Genomic DNA, 25,556 nt, shown 5'->3' on the forward strand with positions numbered 1-25,556 from the left:
ACCGGGCTCTCTCAGGCGCGCATCTTGGCGGGCATAAAGACCCGGGAGAGGCGCACCAAAACATAGAGAACCGCCGTTGCGCTCGACTACAAATGCCTACCCCAAGGAGCAGCGACTCAGCGCATGGAGCTTTGCGCTCAAGCGCGTTTCGATCACGCTGGAAGCGGCCGACGAGGCCACGCTCTACGGCGAGCTTATCCAGTTCACCAGCAGCAACGGAATCGTGTTTGTGCGCCTGCTGGCCACCGCTCAGGAATATACCGTTGATTTTCGCGACGAGCCGGGCTGCTTCTGGCTGGCCGTGACGCTCGATGCGCCCAGCATTGCGCGCAACGCCACCACCAGCTTCACCCTCGATGATGGTCACATGGTCTGCGCGCGCAGCGAAATGCCGATGTCGCTGCAGTTCACCGGCGATCACCGCGTGCTGCTGCTCAAGATTCCGCCGCGCGCGCTCGATCAGCGCCTCAAGGCCCTGCTGCCCGAAAAGCCCCGGCACCTTTCCGCCGACAGTGGCCCTGCCCGCCTGCTCTCGACCGTACTGCGCTCACTGGCGGACATGGGCAATGATGTGACGGACGAGGAACTGCGCCCGGTCGAACTGGCCCTCCCCGAGTTTCTGCTGGCCAGCCTGCTCAACGATGCGCCCGCCCGCGCGCTGGGTGGCGCGGCGGGGATGCGCGCCGCGCTGCTGGAGCGGATCTTCCAGACCATCGAGATGCGCCTCTCGGACCCCAATCTGAATTACCAGCAGGTTGCGGCCGAACATGGCATTTCCCCGCGCTATCTGCAGAAGCTTTTTGAATCGATCGACGACAGCTTTGGCCATTATGTGAAGGTGCGGCGGCTGGAGCGCTGCCGGCTCGACCTGCGCAGCCCGCTCCACGTGCAGAAATCGATCTCGGACATTCTGTTCCAGTGGGGCTTCAACGATTCCGCCTCGTTCAGCCGCGCCTTCCGCGAGCAATATGGCATTTCACCGCGCGACTATCGCAAGATGCCGGCCGTGGACGAGGCCGACCACGGCCCCGACACCCTGCGGCGCGGCCGTTCCACCGCCAAGCGAGCGGTCAGCGACGAAGCCGCCGTCGCGCCGGTCGAGGAGTTGGAGATCGGCGAGGTGGATTCGGACGGCGCCGAGGCCAACGTCATCCCGGCGATTGGCGATGAAGGCACGGTGCGGCATCATCATCTGCCGGTCAGCCCGCGCACGGTCCATTGGGGCTATTTCAGCTCGGCGATCAAACCGGCGCTGATGGTGCGCTCGGGCGACTTCGTGACGGTGGAGACGCTGACCCACCACGCCAATGACGATCCCGAACGCATGGTCGAGGGCGATCATGGCGCGGAGAGCGTCTATCGCTGGGACGAGACGGGCCGGGCGATCGAGCGCCGCGGCGCCGGTCCGATGAGTGCCAGCGAGTTCGGGCGCGGCCCAGGCGAGGGCTTTGGCGTGCACATCTGCACCGGGCCGATCGCCATTCAGGGCGCGGAGCCGGGCGACATCATTGAGGTGCGCATCCTCAGCCTGGATCCGCGCCGCAGCGGCAATCCCCGCTTTCAGGGTAAGTCCTTCGGCAGCAATGCCGCAACCTTCTGGGGCTTCCATTATAACGATCTGCTCACCGAGCCGAAGAACCGCGAAGTGATCACCATCTACGAGGTTGAATCCGGCGGCGAACGGCGGCCCACGGCTCACGCGGTCTATTCCTATCATTGGACACCGCAGACCGACCCCTCAGGCACCGTCCATGAGCGCTATGATTATCCGGGCGTCCCGGTCGATCCTGAGACGATCGAGCGCAATTATGACATCCTCCAGAATGTCGAAATCCCGATCCGCCCGCATTTCGGCGTCATCGCGCTGGCGCCGGCCCATACCGAGCCGGTCGATACCATTCCGCCCAGCGCCTTTGGCGGCAATATGGATAATTGGCGGACCGGCCCCGGATCGAGCGTGTTCCTGCCTGTGCAGGTCTCGGGCGGACTGCTTTCGCTCGGCGACCCGCACGCCTCGCAGGGCGATTCCGAACTATGCGGCACCGCCATCGAATGCTCGATGACCGCGCTCATTCAGGTGATCCGCCACCCCGCCGGCGAGCTGACCGGCAAGCTGCGCGACCTCGATTACCCCATGATCGAAACCGAGACCGAATGGGTCATCATGGGCTTCAGCCATCCCGATTATCTGAAGGAACTGGGCGAGGATGCGCAGAGCGAAGTCTACAAGCGCGCATCCATCGATGCCGCCATGCGCGACGCATTCCGCAAGGCGCGGCGGTTCCTGATGACCACCAAAGACCTCTCGGAAGACGAAACCATCTCGCTTCTCTCGGTCGGGGTGGATTTCGGCATCTCGCAGGTCGCCAACGGCAATTGGGGCGTCCACGCGATCATTCGCAAGGAACTGTTTACCGCCTGATCGCTGGCACGCGCTCGGCAAGCACGGCCTGCGCTGCCTGATCAACGAGGCCCCGCAATCTGATCGTCCGATCCACGAAGGCGGGGCCGACCAGAACATTGGTCATAACGATGGCGACCAGATTTCGGCCGGGATGGACGAAGAAATAGCTGTTGGCGGACCCCGACCAGCCGCCGGCGCCGGCCGGCATCCCGCCGCGCTGCTCGCTGACCGCATCGCCGAGGCCCAGGCCATAGCCGAACAGGACATTCTCGTGCGGCTGCCCGCCAGTCTCCAGCCGGGGCTGGAACATCTGGTCCACTGTCTCCGGCCGGAGGAGGCGCTTGCCGTGCCACGTCCCCCGATTGGCCAGCATCTGCGCGAAGTTCAGATAATCATGCAGTGTGCCGGCCAGCGCCCCGCCGCCGTCGAACGGCCGGGCGGGGTCGCGATATTCGGACGTCGCCGCCGGCTCGATAGCCTGCAGGCCGCCGTCCACCGCGGCATAATTGGTGACAAGCCGTGTGGCGCGCGCGTCGTCCACCACGAAGCGCGTGTCGGTCATCTCGAGCGGATCGAAAATGCGGGTCTGGAAGAAGCCATCGAGGCCCTGCCCCGTGACCCGCTCGATCAGCGCGCCCAGAATGCCGGTGGAGTTGCCATAAGAGAAGCGCGCCCCGGGCTGATGCAGCAGCGGGGCCTTGGCGAGGCGCGCGATCAGCTCGTCCATCGTTCTGGCCGGCGGCGCATCATTGGCATTCTGCCCAACCCCGCCAGCGCGCATCACCCCATGGCGGCGATAATACTGCTGCACCGGGCCGTTGCCGGTGAAATTGTAAGTTACCCCGCTGCTATGGGTGAGCAGATCGCCAATGGTCACCGGGCGGTTCAGCGGCTCGGTCACCATCGCATCGAGGCTGCCGCTCTTATAGATCCGCAGATCGGCGAATTCCGGCATGTAGCGGCTGAGCGGCGCATCGATGGCGATCTTGCCTTCTTCCACCAGCATCATCACCGCGACGCTCGTGATCGGCTTGGTCATCGAATAGAGCCGGAAGATCGCATCGGCGGGCAGTGCACGGTCGGCTTCGAGGTCCAGCTTACCGATCGAAACGCGAAGCCGCTCCCGCCCGTCCTTGACGATCACGGCTTGCGCATTGGGCAGCTCTCGCGCCTCGACCATGGCCTGCAGCCCCGCACGCAGGGCGGACAGTGCATCGGCCGGCGCGACGGCCTCTGCCGCAGCACCGGCCTTGGCCGCGAGCGGCGTGGCCGTCAGCCAGAGACACGCCAGCGCACCAGCCGCCAGTCGGGCGGCGGCCCGCATCAGTACGGCCGGTCGCCTGCGATCGTCACCCGATAGCCCGAGCGCGTTTCCGGGAAATAGTCCCAGGTGGCGAAATGCTGGGTGCAGCGATTATCCCAGAAGGCGACCGAATGCGGCTGCCAGCGGAAACGGACCTGGAAATTCGGGTTCTTCACATGCTCGGTGAGGAAGCGCAGCACCGCATCGCCTTCCTCTGCCGAGAGGCCGTTGATCTTGATCGTCTTCGACTTGCTGATGAACAGGCATTTGCGCTTGGTCACCGGGTGGGTGCGGACGACAGGGTGGGTGTTGCGCGGGTAGACCTTGTCCACATCCGGGAACAACTCGCGATAGATGTGGTTGGAATCATGGACCGCCGTCAGCGGTTCCAGAAAAGCCTGCATGGCCGGCGACAGCGCATCATAAGCGGCATACATGCTCGACCACAGCGTATCGCCGCCCGTGGGTGGCACGGTGTGCATGTAGAGGATGCTGCCCATCGGCGGTTCGGCATCTTCGCTCAGGTCCGAATGCCAGTCCTCGCCTGCGATGAACTTGCTGTTCGCATCCGCATGGATCGCCACGATCTCGGGATGTTCGGCAAGGCCGGAAACCCCGCTGTGCAGCGCCAGCTCGCCGAAATAGCGGCCCAGGCGCTTGTGATTGTCATGCTCCAGATTCTGGTCGCGGAAGAACAGCACCTGATGCTCCATCAGGGCATCATGCAGTTCGCTGACGACCTTGTTGCCGAGCGGGACGTTCAGATCGACCCCGAACACTTCGGCACCGATCCGCCGGGTGACGGGGCGGATATCAAGAACATCATAGGACATGGCGAACAACCTCGACTGGAACGTGACCCTTGGCATGTGGGCTGCGCGATCATGCGCCAGCGGCGCACACACGTCTTGTCAGCCCGCGAAAGCTCGATTGTCCGGCAGCGCCTGCCGCGCATTGGCGCGGGTCTGACGCGGCGCCTCCTCGAAGCGCTCGCGATAGGCCCGGCTGAAATGCGCCGACTGGTTGAAACCCCAGCGGAAGGCGATCTCGGAAATGCTCAATTGCGCATGGAGCGGATTGACGAGATCGGCTCGCGCGCGCTCAAGGCGCCGCCCTTTCACATAGCCGGTCACCGTCTGCCCCGAACGCGCGAAGAGCTGCTGGATATAGCGCACCGACACGCCCTCGCTGCGCGCAACGGACTGCACCGAGAGGTCCGCGTCGGTCAGATTGGTTTCGATCGTGCGGCAGATCCTCTCGAATTGCCGGGCGCGGTGCGCGGCGGCACCACCTTTGGCCTCCACGCCGCCGGCATGGGCGATCACTGGCACGAGCAATTCGATCAGCGCAGTCTCAAGCGGCGCGAATTCGCGCGCCCGGCCTTCCGAGAGCGAGTCGGCAGCGCTGCGCAGCAGCATCAGCAGCGCGTGAGCCACCATGCTGTCCGGCTGAATAACGCCGATGCGCCGCGCCAGCGGCGCCAGCATCCGCGCATCGATCGCGACGCTGGGGATGCGCACGAAGAACTGGCGAAACTGCGTCTTGAACCGCAACGCAGCATCCACGCCCGTCGCGCCGTAGATGAGGCAGTCGCCGGTGAGCGGCATCACGCCTTCATGCGTCTCCAGCGAGGCCTCGCCATCGATGAGCAGACCCAGCCACAGGCCCGGTGCGGCCCCCGGCGTGCGGCCCGCGATGGTGAGGGCGCCGCCCGTCACCACCGCGAATTCGAAGCCCATCGGCGAGGTGATGGCGAGCACCGACCCGCCTGCCTCTGCCGTGTTCGGAAACGGCATCTGCAGGCGCTGCATGGCGGCGGCCCATGCCGGGGCGCGCTCCGCCGCCGGCAGCGACGCGACGTCGAAGGACCAGGCGTCCGGACTGGAGACTGCCTCCCCCGGCCGGGCCGGATCAGCGGGGATCGCGGACACTGCCCTTGTTCGGGAACATGCCACGGTCGATCCGCACATGGATGCCCTGCGTGCCATCGACAACCTGCGTCACGCCAAAGTCGGCGCCGACGCTCATCAGCGAATAGGCGTCCGTCCGCGACAGGCCCTGATGTTCGGAGAGCAGTTCGATCATGTCCATCGCGGCATTCTTCATCGCCGCATCGAGATCGTCGCCAAAGCCGTGGACGATCCAGTGATTGGGCGTCTCCAGCAGCGGCGATGGGAACTTGAAATCCTTGCGCAGGATGATCTGGAACAGCACGTCGAGCGAAGCTTCGATGGCGGTGCCGCTGATCTCGCCATCGCCCTGGCTGACATGCGGATCGCCGATGGAGAACAGCCCGCCCTTCACCTGCACGGGATAATACATGCGGGCATTGGCGCCGATCCGCCAGTTATCGATATTGCCGCCATGCAGGCCCGGCGGGATGGTGCTGACCGGCGCATCGACCGCAGGCGCGACGCCGGCGGTGCCGAGATGCGGGCGGGCAGGAATGGTTACGCCGGGCAGCGCCGGTTGCCGGTCGCAATGCGGGCAATTGGTGATGCGGCCGGGCGTCGTATAAACGCCCTCGACATCATAGGCGTAAAGCGCGGTGGCGGTGTTGGCGTTCGGGTCCAGCTCGTAGATCGTCACCCGCTCGGTCTCGCCGAACTCCTTGTAGAGATGCCCCCAGTTCGCCTGCAGATTGGAGCCGTAGTTGAAGCGCGGCGTCATCTGGAAATAGCGCACCTCCAGCATGTCGCCGGGCTCTGCGCCCTCGACATAGATCGGCCCGGTCATGATGTGACAGCCCGGTGCGCGCGTGCTGGGATCGACCTCGGTAAAGATGCGCTGGATGTGCTCGTCGAACATCAGCTCGGGATCGTCGCCAGCGTGGTGCGTCACCGCCTGCGCCTGGATGAGATCGCCGCTCTTGACGGTCAGCGCCGGTTTCAGTTCCGGTGAGAAGAAGCCCCAGTGCACGGTCTCAGGCGTCGCCCGCAAATAGTGCAGCGCTCCGGGCTGCGTTTCGCTCCGTCGCATTCCATGATTGCAGATCAGCGCCATAATTCCCCTGCTCGTCAGTCAGTGTTGGGTTTGTGGAGGCTCAGGAAGCCCCGATGAGGATGCTCGTCATGCCGAGCGACTTGTGATGGATGAAATTGGGGTGCAGCTGCGCTTCCTCACCCGGATGACGCGCACCCAGCACATAGAGCAGCGGCCAGAAATGGTCGGGCGTCGGCACCGACAGGCGGGCATCGTCGCCCAGCGCCGCGAAATCGATGACCGTCTGCGGGCGATCCGCGACCACGGCGTCCAGCATCGTGCTGTTGAACCGGTCGGCCCACGGATAGGGCTCGGCATCCGGGTTGTTCCAGTCCATCGCCGGCAGATTGTGGACGATGTTGCCGGTGCCCATGATGAGCACGCCCTCGTCGCGCAGCGGGCGGAGCATCTGGCCGATCTTCCAGTGCTGCTCGGGCGTGGCATTCACGTCCATGCCCAGCTGCACGACAGGAATATCGGCCTCGGGATAAGCGTGGACGAGCACCGTCCAGGTGCCATGATCCAGGCCCCAATTGGCATCCATATGGACCGGCACGGGATCGAGCAGTTCGGCCACACGCCGCGCCAGGGCGGGATGGCCGGGCGCCGGATATTGCATGTCGAACAAGGCCTGCGGAAAGGCGCCAAAATCATGGATCGTGCGGGGCTGCGCCATCGCCGTCACGGCCGTGCCGCGTGTCAGCCAGTGCGCCGAGATGCACAGGATCGCCTTGGGCTTGCCGATGCTCTGTGCGATGCCCTGCCAAGCCTGCGTGGCGCTGCTCTGCTCGAGCGCCACCATGGGGCTGCCATGACCGAAGAAGATCAGCGGCAGGCGGCTCATTGTCCGGCTCCCGCTGCGCAGGCGCACCTTGCGGACAGACAGGGTTGAACTTGTAGGCTCATACTCACTTTTCGCCTCATGCTTGCCGCTCGGGCCGTTGCATTGGATGACTGGAGGCTATGGGAAGGGTCGCAGCCCGGTCTTGCAGATTGGCGCACAACATGTTGTTCCGCCAACCCGCCAAGCGGGCCGCACGCACCCCTCATTCCTTGGTGAACGTCTCGGGAATCTGCGGATTCTCGCCCGCCTTGCCCCACAGCAGGATCTCATTGCCCCACGGGTCGACGAAGCAGTGGTTATAGCCGTTGAACTCGGCCCAATAATGGTCGCGCCACAGCAGGGTCGCGCCCAGCTCCTGCGCCGTCGCCAGGATTCGATCCGCCGAATCATCGTCGCTGATCAACACCCAGATGCGCGGCTTGCGGCCATCGCTGGCGATATGGCGCGGCGCGACGCCTGCCGGGTCGGGATGCGGGCGCATATTGTCGACCTTGGCGATGCCCATATGGAGATTGCCGATCTCGCTGTCCGTCCCGTCCTTCTTCTTGAAGAAGCCGCCCGGCACCATGCGGTGATAGACGCCCATCGGGCGGGGATCATTCTCCCAGCCGAAGACCTGCGCGTAGAATTCGCCGGCAGCATTGGGATCGTCGGCGGGAATATCGAAGAAAATAAGCGAATTGGTCATCATCACCTCTGACTGGACACAAGCCTTTCGGCCGCCGCGCCAGTTAGGCAGCGCGGCGGACGCGAAGCTGTGTCTCCTGCGAACAATGTTTTGATTTCGGGCCTCAGCCCGTCGCGGCGAGGCCCTGCCCCGCCGCCGGCGAGATCAGGAGGTTGCGTGCAACCGCGTGACCGGCGCCGAGGGGCCGCGACGACGGTCCCACTCCTGCTGGTAGCGGTCCACCAGCCACACATTGAGCTGGCGCTGCGCATCTTCCTGCCAGCTATAGCGCCCGCGCGGGGCGAAGCGGGACGAGAGCCCCTGCTGCACCAGCAGATCGACGTGCAGATCCTGCGCGACGATATCCGCCGTGTGCTCGTCATTGATCCGGCGCTTTTCCTCGAACTCCGGGTCCTCGAAGGCGCTGGGATGATAGAGGCTGCCGAAGGTCAGGCCGTGCGTGGTCGGCGAACGCGCATCCATGATGAGGTAGATCACCACATCGTTGAGCACGACCAGCGACAGCGTCGGCGGCAGGTTCACGAACAGCAGCCGGCTCTGCTCCTCCTCCGTCAGCTTGGGGAAGACCGGCAGCAGCGCCTTCTCGGTGGGGTTGAAGCTCGCATTGGGGTGCGTGGACCCGTTGAGGCGATAATAGCCCGCCGTCTCGCGCGGCACTTCGGGGAAGCTCGCCAGCGAACTCGGGACGAAATCGTGCAGCCCCTGGTGAAGCCGGCTGGCATGATAACCATCATTGTTATTCTCGAACTGGACCTTCCAGTTCCACGGATATTCGTGGGACAGCGGCTCGGGGCCGCGCAGGCTGGCAAACTCGTAATTCGCCACCACCGGCTCGATCGGCCCCATGCGCGATGCCAGCGATTCCGCTTCGGAATCGAAATTGACGAAGATGAAGCCGTGCCACAGCTCCACCTTGAGCTTGGGCAGATTATACTGCGCCTTGTCGAAATTGCAGGTGCGGCCCATCGCCGGCGCGCCGACCAGCTTGCCGTCCAGATCATAGGACCAGTGGTGATAGGGGCAGGTAAAACCGCGCGTATTGCCCTTGCCTTCCGCCACCAGCATGGCGCGGTGCTGGCACACGGCGGACATCGCCTTGATCTCCCCGTCCCGCCCGCGCGAGATGATGATCGGCTCATTGGCGTGGCTGGTCGTGAAGAAATCCCCGACCTCCGCGATCCACTCGTCCCGCCCGACGCAGAGCCACTCGCGATAGAACAGCGCGTCCTTCTCGAACTCGTAGAACTCCTGACTCGTGTAGATCTCCGGCGGCAGCGTCTCCGCCTCTTCCGTGGGCTTCACCGAGGAGGCAAAGCTGTCGAAGAACTTGTCGGTCAGAAGAGTCATGTCACATCCTCGCAATTGGCGTCCATGCCGCGCCGCGCGTCCAGTCCCGACCCTCGGCCAGAACCGCCATGCAGCGCGAAGCACCCCAGGCTGAGAAGATGTGTACCAAGCGCCGCCCCCACTGGCTTTGCGCCGGGCGACCAACTTTTTGTCGAGAGAGGCAGGGTGGCCCGGGTGGCGCGAAGCTGCGCGGGCGAGCCGGCCGACGTCAATAAGGCTGCTGGGGATGCATTCCGAACGCATCGGATGTGACGCTGGTCCTACGTCGCGCATTCACGACGGGGCACACTCTTTAGCGCTCAACAGGTCTGCGATAAGGGGAAATGGTGGAGCCGAGGGGGATTGCTAGCCCCTCCCATACCGTACTGAAATCAAACACTTATTTCTGGTCTCTGTAACAGGTGGAATAGCCGAATGTGGCAGGATTGGCAATCCACCGAGCCGCCTACCCTATTGGTGGTCCGCTGAGGGCCCAGGCTTTGCCAGTCCAGCCACTAGCACACTCGCGACGCGCGAATGATTTAACGCCCCGTCAACGCTCACCAGAAATGCGACGGCAGCAAACAGCATTGGGATGGTCTGCTCAAGCACTCGAAACCCTGCCCGTTGCGTCCTGCTAATGTCACTGGATAGACGGCTAAAGTTCCTATCGAGATTTTCGCAGGTGGCTTTGAGGGCGTCTATCTCCTTGGCGTAGTGATCCCATCGTCCATCGAGCAATTCCATCTTCGCCTGAGCATTCTTCACTAGGCTTTCGAGCAGTCCAATCGACATGTTGATGTCATGAGGCTTGTCGCCCAGCAGCCTCCCCTTATTCAAAAGCTGAGGCCCAACAACCTCCTTCACAGCTTGTTCCGTCTCGCTCAAGGCGCTGCGGAGATTGTGAACCTGATACTGAGCCTGGGAGAAATCCCCGGCCAACTTCTCTTGTTTCTGCGCAATCTTCTCGTCCAGCGTTCCCTTCCCCTCATCTAGGATCGCCTTTGAGTGCCTATGCAGAAGGGTGCGCATCTCGACGAAATAAGTAGCGAACATATAGATGAGCGTGATGCCAAGCAGTCCGAACGCTACCGGCACGGCAATAGATAGATCAGTACCGAGACCGGGCACCTTCAGGCTAGTAGGCGTTGCAATCGCCATTACGATGACGATGCTGCACAGTACCATGAGATTGCGCTTATGCTTGGTGAATGCCTCACTCAGCGTTAGCTCTAGCCTCGCTGCCATAAATCCCCCTACGGCTTAATTCCGTAGTAGATATACGAGGGGGCAACTCAGACAAGGTGTGCGCCTAGAACCCCAATAGAGTAATAGCCCAGCTAGCAGCCCAACGGCACTGTCCGACACGGACATAACCAAGAACGCCGCTGGGCGTCTTTGCCGAACTCTGCCCACAAAGGCTGCATAGTTTCCAGCCAGCCGAGCACAGCGCCGCCTATGGCGACACGGCAAAGTATTAACCCGCAGGGTGCTCGAAGAGGCGGAAGGCAGGTCTTTCCATCACTGCAACATATGCTTAGGAAAAGCCCTCAATTTGAGATTTTCTAGCCATTATGCCAGCTTAAAATAACAATGGTGGAGCCGAGGGGGATCGAACCCCTGACCTCTACACTGCCAGTGTAGCGCTCTCCCAGCTGAGCTACGGCCCCGATCATTGCAGCGGCGACGGGTGAGTCCGTCGCGGCGAGGCGCTGCCTTTAGGTCAGGCTCTGCCTCGCTGCAAGTCCATTTTTTATGGCGCGCAATCTTTCCTGCGCGCTCAGTTTTCTTCGTCGTTATCGTCGCCGGCGTCGACGCCGAGATCGTCGTCGCCGCCGAGATCGACGTCGTTGTCGGGCGAGCCTTCGGCCTCATCGACGTCGATGTCGATGTCCAGATCATCGTCCGCCGTGCTTTCCGTATCCGCACCGGCCGCGACCTTCTGCGGCGCTTCCTCGAAGGGCAGCGGCTGCTTGGACTTGAGCACGGGCTCGGGCGTCCAGACATTGCCGCATTCGATGCATGTCACGGGCTCGTCCTTGCCCAGATCATAGAAGCGCGTTGCGCATTTGGGGCAGGTCCGCTTCGATCCCCATTCAGGCTTCACCATGTGCCGCCTCATCCTTCCAGAGAGTAATAGCCAAGTGCGCGGACAGGCAGGCCTGCCGCGAAGTGTGGGGCGCCTTGCCATAGCGGGCGGGCACTGTCAAAAGCAGTTCGCCATTTTTATTGCCCGCCCTCCTGCTCCGCGCAGCGACGGCCATTTTTCGGACCTGATTTTCATGACTGACATTGCGCGCAACATGCTCTTCGAGCCTGGCGCTCCGCTGCGTGGCACGGTGACCGTGCCCGGCGACAAGAGCATTTCCCACCGATCCCTGATGTTGTCCGCGCTGGCGGTCGGCGAAAGCCGCGTCTCCGGCCTGCTGGAGGGCGAGGACGTGCTGGCGACGGCGGCGGCGATGCGCGCGCTCGGCGCGCAGATCACGCGCGGCGAGGATGGCGTGTGGGGCATTCATGGCGTCGGCGTCGGCAGCCTGACGCCGCCCGCGACCGCGCTCGACATGGGCAATAGCGGCACCTCGACGCGCCTGCTGATGGGCCTGCTGGCGAGCCATGATCTCACCGCGACCTTCGTGGGCGACGCCTCGCTCAGCAAGCGCCCAATGGGCCGCGTGACCACACCGCTCGGGCTGATGGGCGCCGAGTTCATGACCTCGCCGGGCGGCCGCCTGCCGCTCACCATGCGCGGCATCGCGCCGGCAGTGCCGATCGAATACCGGTTGCCGGTCGCCTCGGCGCAGGTCAAATCGGCGGTGCTGCTGGCCGGACTCAATACGCCGGGCATCACCCGCGTCATTGAGCCGGTGCCCACGCGCGACCATAGCGAGCGGATGCTGCGCGGCTTCGGCGTGGATCTGACCGTGGAGACGGAGGCGGACGGCACACGGATCATCTCGCTCACCGGTGAGGCCGAACTCAAGCCGCAGACGCTGGTGGTGCCGGGCGATCCCTCCTCCGCCGCCTTCCCTGTGGTCGCGGCGCTGATTACACCGGGATCGGACATCATAGTCACCAATGTCGGCATGAACCCGACCCGCACCGGCCTGTTCGCCATGCTGCAGGCGATGGGCGCGGACCTTACGCTGACCAACCAGCGGGAGGTCGGTGGCGAGCCGGTCGCGGATATCGTCGCGCGCCACAGCACGCTCACAGGCATCGACGTGCCGCCCGAGGTCGCGCCGAGCATGATCGATGAATTCCCGATCTTCTTCGTCGCGGCAGCCTGCGCACAGGGCACCACCCGCACCACCGGGCTGGACGAGTTACGCGTGAAGGAATCGGACCGACTCGCCCTGATGGCGCAGGGCCTCGCCCGCCTCGGCGTGTCGGTAGAGGAGACGCCCGATGGCCTCATCATCCACGGCCGGGGCGGCGAGCCGCTGGACGGGGGGAATGAACCGCCGACGATCAGTGCCGATCTCGATCACCGCATCGCGATGAGCTTCGCGGTCGCCGGCCATCACACGCGCGGGGGCCTCATCATCGACGATATGAGCCCGGTCGCAACGAGCTTCCCCGGCTTCACCGACATGCTGGCCACGCTCAAGGGCGCGGCATGATCATTGCCGTCGATGGTCCCGCCGCGTCTGGCAAGGGCACGATCGCGCGGGCGCTGGCCCGGCATTATGGCCTGCCCCATCTCGACACGGGCCTGCTGTATCGCGCCGTCGGCATGACAGTCGCGCGGCAGGGCGGGGACGCTGACAATCCCGCCGATGCCGCAGCAGCTTGCGCTTTTCCGGACAGTTTGCTCGCCGATCCGGCACTGCGGTCAGAGGAAGCCGGCCCCCTCGCCAGCCGCGTCTCGCGTCACCCGCAGGTGCGCGCGGCGCTGCTGGAGCGGCAGCGTGCCTTCGCCGCACAGCCGGGCGGCGCGGTGCTCGACGGGCGGGATATCGGCACGGTGATCGCGCCGGATGCCGACGCCAAATTGTTCGTCACCGCCAGCCTTGCGGTGCGCGCGCAGCGCCGCCATGCGGAGCTCACCGCCCATGGCCATCCCGTCGCGCTGGAGGCTCTCTCCGCCGACCTCGCCGAGCGTGACGCGCGGGACATGCAGCGCGCCGATGCGCCCCTGAAGCAGGCCCAAGATGCGGACTTGCTGGATACCAGCAATTTGAGTATAGACGCCGCCGTTCAGCATGCGATCGCGCTGGTGGACGCTCGCCTGAAGAGTCGCCATTAGACGGCTTGGATGAGGCGCTTCGCGTTGCGAGGCGCCCTTTTGCTTTTCCCAAAGCACGAGTGATCGCCTTCGCGCTGCCTGGTGGATGCCCGGCCGGCATGAGGTCGTTCGGGCAGTTTGGCCAAAGACCACCGGAGACAACCGGTTGGCCAGCAACGACTTGAAGGAACTCTTACATGGCCTCTCAGGCAAACCCGACGCGCGATGATTTTGCCGCGCTTCTCAATGAATCTCTTGGTGGTGCAGACGGCGGCTTCGAAGGCCGCGTGGTCAAGGGCACCGTCACCGGCATCGAAAACGACCTCGCCGTCATCGACGTGGGCCTCAAGAGCGAAGGCCGCGTGCCGCTGCGCGAGTTCGCCATGCCCGGCCAGAAGGCCGATCTGAAGGTTGGCGACGAAGTCGAGGTCTATGTCGACCGCGTCGAGAACAGCAATGGCGAGGCCATGCTCTCGCGCGACCGCGCCCGCCGCGAAGCCGCTTGGGACAAGCTGGAATCCGAATTCGCCGAGAGCGCCCGCGTTGAGGGTGTCATCTTCGGCCGCGTCAAGGGCGGCTTCACGGTCGATCTCGACGGCGCCGTGGCCTTCTTGCCCGGCAGCCAGGTCGACATCCGCCCCGTGCGCGACGTCACCCCGCTCATGGACATTCCGCAGCCCTTCCAGATTCTCAAGATGGACCGTCGTCGTGGCAACATTGTCGTGTCGCGTCGCGCGATCCTGGAAGAGACCCGCGCCGAGCAGCGCAGCGGCCTCATCCAGACGCTGAGCGAAGGTCAGATCATCGAGGGCGTGGTCAAGAACATCACCGATTACGGTGCGTTCGTTGATCTGGGCGGCATTGACGGCCTGCTGCACGTCACGGATCTGAGCTACAAGCGGATCAACCACCCGAGCGAGATGATCAACATCGGCGACACGGTGAAGGTGCAGATCATCCGCATCAACCGCGACACGCAGCGCATCAGCCTCGGCATGAAGCAGCTCGAGAGCGATCCGTGGGAAGGTGCATCGGCCAAGTACCCGATCGGCGCCAAGCTCTCCGGCCGCGTCACGAACATCACCGAATATGGTGCGTTCGTCGAGCTGGAGCCCGGCATCGAGGGTCTGGTCCACGTTTCGGAAATGTCCTGGACCAAGAAGAACGTCCACCCCGGCAAGATCGTTTCGACGAGCCAGGAAGTGGAAGTTCTGGTGCTCGAGGTCGATGCCGAGAAGCGTCGCATCAGCCTTGGCCTCAAGCAGGCCCAGTCCAACCCCTGGGAGAGCTTTGCCGAGCGTCACCCGGTCGGCAGCCAGGTCGAGGGCGAAGTCAAGAACGCCACCGAGTTCGGCCTGTTCATCGGCCTGGACGGCGACGTCGACGGCATGGTCCACATGTCCGACATCGCGTGGGGCATCTCCGGCGAGGACGCGCTCAACCTGCATCGCAAGGGCGAGACCGTTCAGGCCATCGTGCTTGACGTGGACGTCGAGAAGGAGCGCATCAGCCTCGGCATGAAGCAGCTCGAAAAGGGTGCGCCGGCAGCTGGCGCGGTGCGTGGCACCGGCCTCAACAAGAACGAGACCGTGACCGTGACCGTTCTGGAAGTCCGCGACGGCGGCCTGGAAGTTCAGGCTGGCGACGACGGCGTGACCGGCTTCATCAAGCGCAGCGACCTTGGCCGCGACCGCGACGAGCAGCGCCCCGAGCGCTTCCAGGTCGGCCAGAAGTTCGACGCGCTGGTGATCGGTTTCGACCGCTCCAAGAAGCCGAACTTCTCGGTCAAGGCGCTCCAGATCGCCGAAGAGAAGCAGGCTGTCGCGCAGTACGGTTCGTCCGACAGCGGCGCGTCGCTGGGCGACATTCTGGGTGAGGCGCTCAAGGCGAAGAACTGATCGCCGGGGCTTTTCCCACCCTCTAATAATTGCGGCAGTGGGCCGGTCGAGCAATCGGCCGGCCCGTTCCGTTTCCGGCGTTCTGCGGGGATTTTTCTTGATTGCTCGCCGATGTTGGCGCATCGCGCGAGTCACGGAAAACGCAACGAAGGGGGACTCGGGGCACTTCCGGATTATGGGGGACGGCTTCGGCCTTTTCGGAAAGTAGCAGAGATGATTCGTTCTCAGCTCGTTCAAAAGCTTGCGCTTCTTCATCCTGACCTCAGCGGGCAGGAAGTCGACCGCATCGTGGATATCGTTTTCGACTCGATTACCGCGCGCCTGGCCGAAGGGGGCCGGGTAGAACTGCGTGGATTCGGCGCCTTCACCACCCGCGCACGGGACGGCCGCACGGGGCGCAATCCCCGCACCGGCGATTCGGTGGTGGTGCCGCCCAAGCGCGTGCCGCACTTCAAGCCAGGCAAGGAAATGCGCATTCGCCTGAATGCCGGCGACTGAGCACCGTCAACTGAGCCTTTGACGATCCGGCAGCCCGGCCATGCGGCAGCGCATCGGCCGGGTTGCGGCATTTGAAGAGAGCCAGTCCTTCACCGGCGCTTGATAAGGGCTGGAACCGTCCTGCCGCGCATGGCATGGGCGTTCGCGCATCCCATGTGCTTGCGGACGTGGCGAAATCGGTAGACGCAGCAGACTTAAAATCTGCTTCTCATCTGAGAGTGCGGGTTCAAGTCCCGCCGTCCGCACCATAGCGAACGCGATGTCGCCCCTTTCAAGCGCAGCCATGGTTGGACGAATCGCGTCGGCAGGCTACGGCCTCCCTGTAACGTCGATGGATTCTTGTCCGAACAGGGAGTGAAAGGCGATGGGCACCCGCCCCGCGCGAACCTGGGTCCGCCCCCTGCTCGCATTGGCCGTACTCGCCACGGCGGGATGCAACAGCCCGCGCGATAACCGCACCGTTCGGGTGGACGTGATCGGCCAGAGCGAGGCGCTCGCCCAGCCGCTGCGCCACGGCAATGCACCGGCAGCCCGGCTGATCCTCGCCTCGACAGCGCAAGGGCTGCTCAGCTTCGATGCGCGCGGCGACATTGTCGGGGCTCTGGCGGAAAGCTGGATCGTCGAGGATGGCGGCCAGAGCTACATCTTCCGTCTGAAGCGGCTGCACTGGGCGGACGGCAAGCCGGTACATGCCGATGAGGTCGCCCGACTGCTGCGCGAGCGGATGCGCGCCAATCCGCTGCTGCTGGCGGGCCTTACCCCCGATGTGCGCGCCATGACCGACCGGGTCATCGAAATAAGGCTCGACATGAGCCTTCCCGCCTTCCTGCAATTGCTCGCCCAGCCGGACCTTGCGGTAATGACCCGCTCGGGCGACGGCACCGGCCCCTATCGCCGTGAGCCGGTTGCCAAGGGCGGGCCGGTCGTCCTGGCGCCCGCGATAGCTGCCAGCGAGGAGCCGGCGGAGGGCGAGCCCGAGAGCGAAGCCGCGCCCCCGGTCGAGCGGCGGGAAGTGCGCGCCGAGCGCGCGTCGCTGGCTCTCGTCCGCTTCCGCGCTCGCCATACCGATCTCGTGCTGGGCGGGCGCTTCCAGCACCTCCCCTTGATTGCTGCGGCCGGCCTCAACATGGCCGACGCGCAGGTCGACCCGGTCGAGGGCCTGTTCGGCCTCGCCTTTACGAGCACGTCGTCCTTCCTCGCGGACGTACCGGTGCGCGACGCGCTCGCCCGCCTTGTGGACCGAGACAAGCTCGCCGAGGTTCTGGGCTTGCCGGGCTGGCGCACCGCCACCTACCCGCTGCCTGCCTCCTATGAGCTGAACCGCCTGCCGAGCGCACCGGCCTGGTCCGGCCGCTCACGCGAGGAGCGCATCGAATCGGCCCGGCGGATCATAGACCGCTGGCGGGCGGACAAGGGTGACCCGCCTGTCCTGCGGATCGCCCTGCCGGACGGGTCGGGAGCTTCCCTGCTGTTCCTGCGGCTGGTTCAGGATTTCGGACAGGCCGGCTTGCAACTCGATCGCGTGGCTATCGACCAACCCGCCGATCTGCGGCTGATCGACGAGGTCGCGCCCTTTGACAGTGCGTTCTGGTATCTCGCGCGCCTCGATTGTTCGGCCGGGCTCCTGTGCGATCCGCGCGTGGCCAGCCGCCTCGCCGAGGCCCGCAAGAGCCAGAATGATGAGGAACGCGCCCAGTTGCTGGCGGAAGCGGAGGAAGCGACGGTAGCCTTCAGCGGGTTCATCCCGCTCGGTCGTCCCATCCGCTGGTCGCTCGTCGGGCAGCGGCTCACCAACTTCAAACCGTCCTCGCGCGGAGTTCATCCATTGAATGCGCTGATCACCGTCCCCAACTAATTCTTCGCGCTGCCAGCAAGGCAGCCTGCAAAGGAACGTGAATGGCCCGGGCGAGACCGCATAACGCCGCTGAAGAGATGGCGAGACAGTTTGAGAGCCTCGCCGGTTCGCGGCTTGGCCGCGATCCTCATGCGGTGCGGCGGCGCATCGAGATGATGGAGCAGGTGCTCGAAAATGCGATGGTCGTCCCCGGAACGCGCATCCGCATCGGGCTGGACGCCATGCTCGGCATCATTCCCATCGTCGGCGATCTTCTCGCAGCGGCCATGGGCGCATGGATCGTTTGGGAGGCCCGCAATCTCGGGATGCCGCGCTGGCAGTTGCTGCGGATGAGCGGCAATGTCGCCTTCGACACCGCAATCGGCGCGGTCCCGCTGGTCGGCGACGCCTTCGACGTCATGTTCCGCTCGAACACGCGCAACCTGCGGATCATCCGCAAGCATCTCGACAAGCACCATCCACAGACAGCGATTATCGAAGGCTAAGCAAGCGGGCTCCGTCCCTCGGCGCCTTGAGCCTAAATGTTGCTGAAATCGAGACCGATATCTGCCGCTGGTGCCGACTGGGTCAACCGCCCGACACTGACATAATCGACGCCGGTGCTGGCAATGGCGCGGATGGTCTCCAGCGTAACCCCGCCAGACGCCTCCGTGGGCACGCGCTTTCCAACCAGCGTGACAGCGCCGCGCAGAACGCCCGGCGACATATTGTCGAGCAGCAGATGCGTCGCCCCGGCCGCGATGGCCGGCTCGATCTGGTCGATCCGGTCGACCTCCACGATCACCTCGGCAATCCCGGCAGCCACTGCCCGGCGCACCGCCTCGTCCACCGACCCGGCGACGGCGACGTGATTGTCCTTGATCATCGCCGCGTCCCACAGGCCCATGCGATGATTCTTCGCGCCGCCCATGCGCGTGGCATATTTCTCCAGCACGCGCAGGCCGGGGATCGTCTTGCGGGTATCGAGCAGCGTCGCTCCGGTGCCCGCGATGCGGTCCACATAGGCCCGCGTCATCGTGGCGATGCCGGTCAAGTGCTGCACCGTGTTGAGCGCCGACCGCTCCGCCGTGAGCATCGCGCGCGCGCGGCCCTTCAGGCGCATCAGGTCGGTGCCGGCGGGCACCTGATCACCATCCGCGGCGAGCAGCGTGATCTCGACATCGGGATCGAGCGCACGGAAAAAGGCCTCGGCTAACGGCAGGCCTGCAACGGTCACCGAGTCTCGACTGTCCATGACACCGCTGAACACCGCGTCTGCGGGGATGACGCTCTGCGACGTCACATCCCGCCCGCCCCCATTTACCGGACCATCGAGATCCTCGGCGAGGGTGGCGGCGACGAAGGCGTCAAGGTCGAAGCGGTCAAGTGTGAAGGGCATGGTGCGCTCGCTTTTTCATCGCCGCCTCGAAAGCGCAAGAGCGTTCCTCAAGCTCGGCGAGGGAGGGACCGGCCAGCGCGATCCGCGCCTGCGCCATCAACCGCTCGCCTTCCAGCCGCAGCGCCTCCCGCCGGGGCTGCGAGACGAGGCCGGCGGAAATGCCCAGCAGACAATCGAGAAACTGCGCCGCGGCAATAGGGCTGGTTGCGGCGGCCGAGCGCAGGGAGCCGAACCCGCGCCGCAGGAAATGGTCGAAATCGTCATCGAGCGGAATGACACGCTGCCAGTGTTCTTCTTCCTCTCCCGGCCTGCTGCGCAGATCGCGCCGGGCAAGTTCGCTCATCGAAGCGCCGAGCCAATGCATCGCCGTCACCGCCGTGAAGGGATCGTTGATGCCAGGCGACAGGGCCCGCAAGCCAATCTCGACCAGCTCGTCGATCAGAAATTCGATGTCCTGCGCCGGAGACCGAAATCCAGCGAGGGAGAAACAGTCCCGCAGTTGCTCGGCCATCTCATCATCCACATGACAGCCGTGGACGGACATCAAGCCAACTTCGGGATGGACAAAATCGCCGGGACGCAGGCGCATGACCACGCGGCATTTGTGCTCGCGGGCAACGTCAGCCAGGCCTGAGAAATCGACGATCTGGATATAGCCGCTGCCCGTCGCCGGCACGATCTGCCCGTCGGACAACGCCATCATCTCCACATCGCCGCCCTCTTTCGGAAAGCGCTTGCGCACTTCCTTGGTCAGGCGCCGTCCGATCTCCTCAAGCACGGAATTGATGCGGATGCTGGCGGGCACATGATTGAGGAAGAAGACCAGCACGCCGATGGAAATCAGCATCAGGCCGGTGGCGATGACCAGCGAGAGCTGCGGCACGAACCCGACATCGACGCTGGATTCCGCCGCCTCCCGGACGACCCGCAGCACCATCACGGCATAGACGAACGTGCCGATGAACGTCGCCAGCGAGAGCTGGTTGCCGCGATCTTCCATGAAATTGATGAGCAGGCGCGGGCCGTAATTACCCGAGGCATAGACCACGGCGGCAATGGTGATCGAGAAAACGGTCGACGCCACGCCGATCATCGATCCGGCAATCACGTTGAGGACGTTGCGCGCCCCCTCCGGCCGCGCGGCATCCACGAACTTGACGAGATGGGCGGCCTGCCCCGAGCGATCGATGGTGATAGTGACGATCGCCAGCGCGAGGGCGAGCATCGTGAACAGCGCCGGATAAAACCAGTAGCTCGCGTTAACGTTCAGCCAGAGCGAGCGCAGGCGGACGATCACCGGGGCGGCTCCCCGCTCACCGCGCTCCCACGTCGCCCTGCCCGACCGTGTCGCTAGCGAGATCCAGCATCCGGTCGAGGCTCTTCTTCGCGGCGACCCGCAGCTGCTCGTCCATCTCGATGCGCGGCTGGAGATCGCGGAGCGCGATGTAGAGCTTCTCCAGCGTGTTGAGCGCCATATAGGGGCAGACGTTGCAGTTGCAGTTGCCGTCCGCACCCGGCGCGCCGACGAAGCGCTTTTGGGGAATCGCCTTTTCCATCTGGTGGATGATGTGCGGCTCGGTCGCCACGATCAGCGTGTCGCCCGGCATGTCCTTGGCATATTGCAGGATGCCGCTGGTCGAGCCGACATAATCGGCATGATCGATGATAGCCGGCGGGCATTCGGGGTGAGCAGCAACCGGCGCGCCGGGGTGCATGGCCTTGAGCTTGAGCAGCTCAGTCTCGCTGAAGCTCTCATGCACGATGCACACGCCCGGCCAGAGCAGCATCTCACGCCCCAGCTTGCGCGCGAGATAGCCACCCAGATGCTTGTCCGGCCCGAAGATGATCTTCTGGTCCTTGGGGAGCTTGCTCAGGATTTTCTCGGCAGACGAGCTGGTGACGATGATATCGCTCAGCGCCTTTACCTCCGCCGAGCAATTGATGTAGCTGAGCGCGATATGATCGGGATGGGCCTCGCGGAAGGCCTTGAACTGGGCTGGCGGGCAGCTGTCTTCCAGGCTGCAGCCGGCGTCCATGTCCGGCAGGATCACGATCTTCTCGGGGCTGAGGATCTTCGCCGTCTCGGCCATGAAGCGCACGCCGCAGAAAGCGATCACGTCCGCATCCGTCTCGGCCGCCTTGCGGGATAGCTCAAGGCTGTCGCCGACAAAGTCGGCCAGGTCCTGGATCTGCGGCTTCTGGTAATAATGCGCGAGTATGACCGCATTGCGCTCCTTGCGCAGGCGATTGATCTCCTCCAGCAGGTCCAGCCCCGCAAGACTTCCGCCGATCCCGCCGCGTGCATCCATCACCGAATCTCCTTTGTCATGCGGCGGAGATGGCCACGAAGCGCCCGTCGATCAACCTCTAACCGCGCTCAGGGGAAGAAGGCCCGCATATCGCGCATCGCACCGGGTGTCCCGGCGACCATATCGCGCGTGATGGCAAGGCCCATCGGGCTGTAGGCGATGGCATCGGCCATGAGCTGGCTGCCGATCAGGATGCCCGCTCCCCACAGCCATGCGGCGTGGATGCGCCCTTTGCGCCGCCAGTCCCAGACCATGCCGACCAGGATGAACATCATGGGCGCCACGACAGCCGCGACCCACCAGCCCCAGGGGATGAGGAACGGCATCGGCAGCAGCCGCCCGAAGCCGGGGCCGGTCAGCCCGGCCATGGCGCCGCACATCAGCCTCCGGTGCCAGTCGGGACGGGCGCGCATGACGAGCGCCGCCCCGACGGTGAGCGCGAAAGCCAGCAGGCCGATGCTGTTGCCGAAGAGAAATTCATTAGTATCGAAGAAAGGAGGCCCGCCGATTGCGCGCACCGAATGACGCGTCACCGCCAGACCCAGCACGACCATGACCGGCACCCAGAGCAGCGCGAGCACACCAAGTCGCCGGTGCAGGCGCACCGAGCCGCTAGCCGCCAGAAAAGATTGGGTGACGAAAAGAACCAGCCAGCCGAAGAAAACCAGCGCGTGGACATGAAGCAGCAGCGGCGCGGCGAAGGTCGAGCGGCCGGCGGCGACATTGAATGAGAAGCCCGCCACAAGGACAAAGGCCATCGCCAGCGCCAATTTGAGGAAGAAGCTGCGCTCGCGCTCGATCTCGGATCTGATGCCTGAAGCAAGTGTTGCCATGACGGTCCCCCCACCGTTGCCTGGACGGCAGGGAAGCTGATCCTGTTCGCGCGTCCCGTCAAGCGCCTAAATCAACACCCTCGCCCAGACCCCGTCCGCACTGTCTTTGACCAGCCCCCGCCGTTGCAGATCGATGAGATGGGCGAGCACGGATCGTCCGGCGGCGCCATGCAGGCGCGGATTGAGGCCCACATACATGCTCGCGACGAAATCCGGGATGGTGACGGCGCCCTGCCGCTCCAGAATGCGCAGGATCTGCCCTTCCCGCATCCGCCGATGCCCCAGCATGCCGCGAGCGAAACGCTGGGGCTGCGTCACCGGTTCGCCATGGGCTGGATAATAGATGCTGTCCGAGCGGGCGACGAGGCGCTCCAGCGAGCCGAGATAATCGCTCATGTCGCCATCCGGCGGCGAGACGACGCTGGTGGACCAGCTCATCACATGATCGCCGGTGAACAGCGCCGTTTCTTCCTCGAGCGCGTAGCACAGATGATTGGAGGTGTGGCCGGGCGTCGCCAGCGCCGTCAAAGTCCAGCCCGTGCCCACGATTTGCTCGCCCTCCGCGAGCACCTGGTCGGGACTGTAATCGGGGTCGAATGCCGCATCGGCGCGCGGCCCGTCATCCTCCAGCGTCAGCGGCGCGCAGCCGATGATCGGCGCGCCAATGCGCTGTGCCAACGGCCGCGCCGCCGGACTGTGATCGCGATGGGTGTGGGTGCAGGCGATAGCAATGACGGGGCGACCAGCGATCGCCGCCTCCAGCGCATCGAGATGGGCCGGATCATCCGGGCCGGGATCGATTATGGCGAGATCACTGTCCCCCACCAGATAGGTCTGCGTGCCTTCGAATGTGAACGGCGAAGGATTGGGTGCCAGCACGCGCTGCACCAGCGGCGACAGGCGCATGACCCGGCCGGTGTCGGCGGCGAGACTGGGGGCAGCAGGCATCATCTCTTCCATGTGTCACGGCCGCCGCCGATTGCAAGGCGCAAGCGGAAATGCGGGCGAAACTGTCGGAGCGCTTTACAGGTCGCCACCTCTTGCCCCGCCCTTAACCAGCGTCGCCGCCCGCTCTCCTCACTTGGAGAAACTGGCACGGCGCTTGCTCTTCTTGTCGACACACCCGCTTTGGGGGACGGGCACCCGGTCTTCTTGCCTGTCCCCCAATCCTTTTGTCTCCCAATCCCTCCGAACTCCGGCGCCCGAACACAAAACGGGCGCCGGGCTTTTTGCCCCGCGCCCGCTTGAAGAACGAAATGGAAGCTCGGTCAGGCGGCGATGACGCCCTGCTCCGCAAGAAGCTGCTTGAGCTCGCCCGCCTCATACATTTCCATCATGATGTCCGACCCGCCGAGGAATTCGCCCTTCACATAGAGCTGGGGGATGGTCGGCCAGTCGGAAAAGCTCTTGATGCCTTGGCGAATCTCCTGATCCTGCAGCACATCCACGCTCTCGAAGGGCGCGCCGAGCCGTTCCAGAATGGCAATGGCGCGGCTGGAGAACCCGCATTGCGGGAACAAAGGCGTGCCTTTCATGAAGAGCACGACATCGTTCTTGCCGACGATATCGGCGATGCGGGCGTGGACGGGGTCGGTCATGTCTGGTCTCCGGGCAGCAGTGCGGCGCGATGCCGGCGCTGCGCTATCAGTTGGGAACGGCCGTGGTCAGTTGCAAGGCGTGAAGCTCTCCGCCCATGCGACCGCCCAGCGCGGCATAGACGGCACGCTGCTGGGCAATGCGATTCATCCCCCGAAAACTCTCGGAGGTGACCCGCGCCGCATAATGATCGCCGTCGCCGGCCAGATCGGTGATCTCCACCGTCGCATCCGGGAAAGCCGCGAGGATCATCGCCTCGATATCGCCAGCCGCCATGGGCATGTCAAAAGCCCCTCAATTCTCTTCCTGCATGAACTGGCGACGCGCCTCGGCGGCCTTGTCGCTCAGCGCCGTGCGCACGCGCTGCTCGTCCATATCCACACCGGCTGATACCAGATCGCCCATCACCTTGCGGATCACGTCCTCATCGCCGGCTTCCTCGAAGTCCGCCTGCACGACCGCCTTGGCATAGGCATCGGTCTCTTCCTTGGTCAGCCCCATCAGGCCGGCCGCCCACTCGCCCAGCAGGCGATTGCGCCGGGCCGCGACCCGGAACGCGAGTTCCTGATCCATGGCGAACTTGGTCTCGAACGCCTTCTCGCGATCGTCGAATGAACTCATGAAAGACGCACCTTCATCTGGAGGTAACTGAATAGAGGTTCTACTTAGGAAGCAGGCGCTCCCTTGGCAACGCGCGGGACACCCCGCCGCGTCGAATTCAGGCGGCCGCCGGCACCAGCCAGGGCCGCGTCTGCGCATCGCGCGCTTCGAACGTACCGATGGTATCGCCCTGCGCCATCGTCAGGCCGATCTCGTCGAGGCCGCCCAGCAGGCAGCTCTTGCGGAACGGGTCGATTTCGAAGGTGAAGCGGTCCTGAAATGGCGTCGTCACCGACTGGTTCTCAAGGTCGATGCTGATCGGATCGGTCTTGGCGACCTCCAACAACCGGTCGACCGCTTCCTGCGGCAACACGACGGTCAGGATGCCGTTCTTGAAGGCGTTGCCCGAGAAAATATCCGAGAAGCTCGGCGCGATGACGGCCCGCACGCCCATGTCGATCAGCGCCCAGGCGGCATGTTCGCGGCTCGACCCGCAACCGAAATTGTCGCCCGCCACGATGATCGGCGCGCCGGCATAGCGCGGGTCGTCGAACACATTGCCCGGCTCCTTGCGCAGCGCCTCGAACGCGCCCTTGCCCAGGCCCGTGCGGCTGATGGTCTTGAGCCATTCGGCCGGAATGATGATGTCGGTATCGACATTCTTCAGGCCGAAGGGATAGGCGCGACCTTCAACGGTGGTGACGGGTTCCATGCTGGTCCTGCTGATGACGGGCTGTTTGACCGGTCAAGTGGCGGATGTGCGCGCTTGCGTCAAGATGCCGACCCGATATGCAGGCGGCCGACGGCGATGCGC

General features: G+C 64.4%; 25 protein-coding genes and 2 tRNA genes. 8 read left to right on the forward strand and 19 right to left on the reverse strand.

What is annotated here, in order from left to right; genetic code table 11:
* The first annotated feature begins 76 nt into the window (after positions 1–76).
* Complete coding sequence (locus M2335_RS12085; RefSeq protein WP_264594843.1) at positions 77–2,422, forward strand: acetamidase/formamidase family protein; 2,346 nt, start codon at positions 77–79, stop codon at positions 2,420–2,422.
* Here M2335_RS12085 and M2335_RS12090 read toward each other — a convergent pair.
* The 10 genes from M2335_RS12090 to M2335_RS12135 all read right to left on the reverse strand — a co-directional run bounded on the left by M2335_RS12090 (position 2,412) and on the right by M2335_RS12135 (position 11,657).
* On the reverse strand, positions 2,412–3,728 hold the full coding sequence (locus tag M2335_RS12090) for a serine hydrolase domain-containing protein (protein WP_264594844.1): 1,317 nt from the start codon (positions 3,726–3,728) through the stop codon (positions 2,412–2,414). The two genes, M2335_RS12085 and M2335_RS12090, sit on opposite strands and share 11 nt — an antisense overlap.
* Complete coding sequence (locus tag M2335_RS12095; RefSeq protein WP_264586861.1) at positions 3,728–4,540, reverse strand: TauD/TfdA dioxygenase family protein; 813 nt, start codon at positions 4,538–4,540, stop codon at positions 3,728–3,730. Before M2335_RS12095 ends, M2335_RS12090 begins: the two co-directional genes overlap by 1 nt.
* A gap of 78 nt (positions 4,541–4,618) precedes the next feature.
* A complete protein-coding gene (locus M2335_RS12100; protein WP_264586860.1) occupies positions 4,619–5,638 on the reverse strand; it encodes a helix-turn-helix domain-containing protein in 1,020 nt (339 codons plus the stop codon).
* Entirely contained in the window at positions 5,619–6,710 is a 1,092-nt protein-coding gene (locus M2335_RS12105; protein ID WP_181559146.1) for an acetamidase/formamidase family protein, read from the reverse strand. The genes M2335_RS12100 and M2335_RS12105 overlap by 20 nt, the downstream gene beginning before the upstream one ends.
* Before the next feature lie 40 nt (positions 6,711–6,750).
* Complete coding sequence (gene ygiD / locus M2335_RS12110) at positions 6,751–7,533, reverse strand: 4,5-DOPA dioxygenase extradiol (RefSeq protein WP_264594845.1); 783 nt, start codon at positions 7,531–7,533, stop codon at positions 6,751–6,753.
* Positions 7,534–7,735: 202 nt separating this feature from the next.
* The gene (locus M2335_RS12115) at positions 7,736–8,221 is read right to left on the reverse strand and encodes a VOC family protein (RefSeq protein WP_181559144.1); all 486 of its coding nucleotides are present in this window, start codon (positions 8,219–8,221) and stop codon (positions 7,736–7,738) included.
* Between the two features lie 144 nt (positions 8,222–8,365).
* On the reverse strand, positions 8,366–9,568 hold the full coding sequence (locus M2335_RS12120; protein ID WP_264574782.1) for an aromatic ring-hydroxylating oxygenase subunit alpha: 1,203 nt from the start codon (positions 9,566–9,568) through the stop codon (positions 8,366–8,368).
* Positions 9,569–10,018: 450 nt separating this feature from the next.
* Positions 10,019–10,735, reverse strand: coding sequence for a hypothetical protein (locus tag M2335_RS12125; RefSeq protein WP_264594846.1), 717 nt, complete (start codon positions 10,733–10,735; stop codon positions 10,019–10,021).
* A gap of 406 nt (positions 10,736–11,141) precedes the next feature.
* A tRNA-Ala gene (locus M2335_RS12130) sits at positions 11,142–11,217 on the reverse strand.
* Between the two features lie 110 nt (positions 11,218–11,327).
* On the reverse strand, positions 11,328–11,657 hold the full coding sequence (locus tag M2335_RS12135) for a TIGR02300 family protein (RefSeq protein WP_181559142.1): 330 nt from the start codon (positions 11,655–11,657) through the stop codon (positions 11,328–11,330).
* Positions 11,658–11,829: 172 nt separating this feature from the next.
* On the opposite strand from M2335_RS12135, the gene aroA reads away from it, so the two are divergent.
* From aroA to M2335_RS12170, 7 genes are all read left to right on the forward strand, one after another.
* The gene (gene aroA, locus M2335_RS12140) at positions 11,830–13,170 is read left to right on the forward strand and encodes a 3-phosphoshikimate 1-carboxyvinyltransferase (protein WP_264594847.1); all 1,341 of its coding nucleotides are present in this window, start codon (positions 11,830–11,832) and stop codon (positions 13,168–13,170) included.
* Positions 13,167–13,796 (forward strand): (d)CMP kinase, encoded by a 630-nt coding sequence (locus M2335_RS12145; protein WP_181559140.1) that lies wholly within the window; start codon positions 13,167–13,169, stop codon positions 13,794–13,796. The genes aroA and M2335_RS12145 overlap by 4 nt, the downstream gene beginning before the upstream one ends.
* Before the next feature lie 176 nt (positions 13,797–13,972).
* Complete coding sequence (gene rpsA, locus M2335_RS12150; protein ID WP_181559139.1) at positions 13,973–15,673, forward strand: 30S ribosomal protein S1; 1,701 nt, start codon at positions 13,973–13,975, stop codon at positions 15,671–15,673.
* 213 nt (positions 15,674–15,886) lie between these two features.
* Positions 15,887–16,171: an integration host factor subunit beta gene (locus tag M2335_RS12155; protein ID WP_181559138.1), complete on the forward strand. Its 285-nt coding sequence runs from the start codon at positions 15,887–15,889 to the stop codon at positions 16,169–16,171.
* A gap of 161 nt (positions 16,172–16,332) precedes the next feature.
* Positions 16,333–16,419 (forward strand) — tRNA-Leu (locus tag M2335_RS12160).
* Positions 16,420–16,535: 116 nt separating this feature from the next.
* Positions 16,536–18,026, forward strand: coding sequence for an ABC transporter substrate-binding protein (locus M2335_RS12165; protein WP_264594848.1), 1,491 nt, complete (start codon positions 16,536–16,538; stop codon positions 18,024–18,026).
* Positions 18,027–18,103: 77 nt separating this feature from the next.
* Positions 18,104–18,511: a DUF4112 domain-containing protein gene (locus M2335_RS12170; RefSeq protein WP_264594849.1), complete on the forward strand. Its 408-nt coding sequence runs from the start codon at positions 18,104–18,106 to the stop codon at positions 18,509–18,511.
* 32 nt (positions 18,512–18,543) lie between these two features.
* Here the strand turns inward: M2335_RS12170 and nadC are convergent, their stop codons facing one another.
* From nadC to leuD, 9 genes are all read right to left on the reverse strand, one after another.
* On the reverse strand, positions 18,544–19,404 hold the full coding sequence (gene nadC, locus M2335_RS12175) for a carboxylating nicotinate-nucleotide diphosphorylase (protein WP_264594850.1): 861 nt from the start codon (positions 19,402–19,404) through the stop codon (positions 18,544–18,546).
* Positions 19,388–20,701 carry a DUF2254 domain-containing protein gene (locus M2335_RS12180; RefSeq protein ID WP_264594851.1) on the reverse strand — a complete coding sequence of 438 codons (1,314 nt, stop codon included), beginning with the start codon at positions 20,699–20,701 and terminating at the stop codon, positions 19,388–19,390. Before M2335_RS12180 ends, nadC begins: the two co-directional genes overlap by 17 nt.
* A 16-nt stretch (positions 20,702–20,717) precedes the next feature.
* Positions 20,718–21,713 carry a quinolinate synthase NadA gene (nadA, locus tag M2335_RS12185; protein WP_264594852.1) on the reverse strand — a complete coding sequence of 332 codons (996 nt, stop codon included), beginning with the start codon at positions 21,711–21,713 and terminating at the stop codon, positions 20,718–20,720.
* A gap of 68 nt (positions 21,714–21,781) precedes the next feature.
* On the reverse strand, positions 21,782–22,546 hold the full coding sequence (locus M2335_RS12190; protein WP_264586852.1) for a hypothetical protein: 765 nt from the start codon (positions 22,544–22,546) through the stop codon (positions 21,782–21,784).
* A 66-nt stretch (positions 22,547–22,612) separates the two neighbouring features.
* Entirely contained in the window at positions 22,613–23,497 is an 885-nt protein-coding gene (locus M2335_RS12195; RefSeq protein ID WP_413716121.1) for an MBL fold metallo-hydrolase, read from the reverse strand.
* A gap of 317 nt (positions 23,498–23,814) precedes the next feature.
* The gene (gene grxD / locus M2335_RS12200) at positions 23,815–24,144 is read right to left on the reverse strand and encodes a Grx4 family monothiol glutaredoxin (RefSeq protein ID WP_181559131.1); all 330 of its coding nucleotides are present in this window, start codon (positions 24,142–24,144) and stop codon (positions 23,815–23,817) included.
* 46 nt (positions 24,145–24,190) lie between these two features.
* Positions 24,191–24,424: a BolA/IbaG family iron-sulfur metabolism protein gene (locus M2335_RS12205; protein ID WP_181559130.1), complete on the reverse strand. Its 234-nt coding sequence runs from the start codon at positions 24,422–24,424 to the stop codon at positions 24,191–24,193.
* 12 nt (positions 24,425–24,436) lie between these two features.
* Positions 24,437–24,763 (reverse strand): DUF1476 domain-containing protein, encoded by a 327-nt coding sequence (locus M2335_RS12210; protein WP_264574774.1) that lies wholly within the window; start codon positions 24,761–24,763, stop codon positions 24,437–24,439.
* A 97-nt stretch (positions 24,764–24,860) separates the two neighbouring features.
* Positions 24,861–25,454 carry a 3-isopropylmalate dehydratase small subunit gene (gene leuD, locus M2335_RS12215; RefSeq protein ID WP_264594854.1) on the reverse strand — a complete coding sequence of 198 codons (594 nt, stop codon included), beginning with the start codon at positions 25,452–25,454 and terminating at the stop codon, positions 24,861–24,863.
* Positions 25,455–25,556 lie beyond the last annotated feature (102 nt).

Origin of the sequence: Sphingobium sp. B12D2B (assembly GCF_025961775.1) — a bacterium.
In the GTDB taxonomy this organism is placed as follows: domain Bacteria; phylum Pseudomonadota; class Alphaproteobacteria; order Sphingomonadales; family Sphingomonadaceae; genus Sphingobium.

Coding starts and splice junctions, on each gene's coding strand:
- M2335_RS12090 (WP_264594844.1), bottom strand. CDS start 3,728: ATGCGGGCCGCCGCCCGACTGGCGGCTGGTGCGCTGGCGTGTCTCTGG.
- M2335_RS12095 (WP_264586861.1), bottom strand. CDS start 4,540: ATGTCCTATGATGTTCTTGATATCCGCCCCGTCACCCGGCGGATCGGT.
- M2335_RS12105 (WP_181559146.1), bottom strand. CDS start 6,710: ATGGCGCTGATCTGCAATCATGGAATGCGACGGAGCGAAACGCAGCCC.
- ygiD (WP_264594845.1), bottom strand. CDS start 7,533: ATGAGCCGCCTGCCGCTGATCTTCTTCGGTCATGGCAGCCCCATGGTG.
- M2335_RS12115 (WP_181559144.1), bottom strand. CDS start 8,221: ATGACCAATTCGCTTATTTTCTTCGATATTCCCGCCGACGATCCCAAT.
- M2335_RS12120 (WP_264574782.1), bottom strand. CDS start 9,568: ATGACTCTTCTGACCGACAAGTTCTTCGACAGCTTTGCCTCCTCGGTG.
- M2335_RS12125 (WP_264594846.1), bottom strand. CDS start 10,735: ATGGTACTGTGCAGCATCGTCATCGTAATGGCGATTGCAACGCCTACT.
- M2335_RS12135 (WP_181559142.1), bottom strand. CDS start 11,657: ATGGTGAAGCCTGAATGGGGATCGAAGCGGACCTGCCCCAAATGCGCA.
- aroA (WP_264594847.1), top strand. CDS start 11,830: ATGACTGACATTGCGCGCAACATGCTCTTCGAGCCTGGCGCTCCGCTG.
- M2335_RS12145 (WP_181559140.1), top strand. CDS start 13,167: ATGATCATTGCCGTCGATGGTCCCGCCGCGTCTGGCAAGGGCACGATC.
- rpsA (WP_181559139.1), top strand. CDS start 13,973: ATGGCCTCTCAGGCAAACCCGACGCGCGATGATTTTGCCGCGCTTCTC.
- M2335_RS12155 (WP_181559138.1), top strand. CDS start 15,887: ATGATTCGTTCTCAGCTCGTTCAAAAGCTTGCGCTTCTTCATCCTGAC.
- M2335_RS12165 (WP_264594848.1), top strand. CDS start 16,536: ATGGGCACCCGCCCCGCGCGAACCTGGGTCCGCCCCCTGCTCGCATTG.
- M2335_RS12170 (WP_264594849.1), top strand. CDS start 18,104: ATGGCGAGACAGTTTGAGAGCCTCGCCGGTTCGCGGCTTGGCCGCGAT.
- nadC (WP_264594850.1), bottom strand. CDS start 19,404: ATGCCCTTCACACTTGACCGCTTCGACCTTGACGCCTTCGTCGCCGCC.
- nadA (WP_264594852.1), bottom strand. CDS start 21,713: ATGGATGCACGCGGCGGGATCGGCGGAAGTCTTGCGGGGCTGGACCTG.
- M2335_RS12190 (WP_264586852.1), bottom strand. CDS start 22,546: ATGGCAACACTTGCTTCAGGCATCAGATCCGAGATCGAGCGCGAGCGC.
- M2335_RS12195 (WP_413716121.1), bottom strand. CDS start 23,497: ATGATGCCTGCTGCCCCCAGTCTCGCCGCCGACACCGGCCGGGTCATG.
- grxD (WP_181559131.1), bottom strand. CDS start 24,144: ATGACCGACCCCGTCCACGCCCGCATCGCCGATATCGTCGGCAAGAAC.
- M2335_RS12205 (WP_181559130.1), bottom strand. CDS start 24,424: ATGCCCATGGCGGCTGGCGATATCGAGGCGATGATCCTCGCGGCTTTC.
- M2335_RS12210 (WP_264574774.1), bottom strand. CDS start 24,763: ATGAGTTCATTCGACGATCGCGAGAAGGCGTTCGAGACCAAGTTCGCC.
- leuD (WP_264594854.1), bottom strand. CDS start 25,454: ATGGAACCCGTCACCACCGTTGAAGGTCGCGCCTATCCCTTCGGCCTG.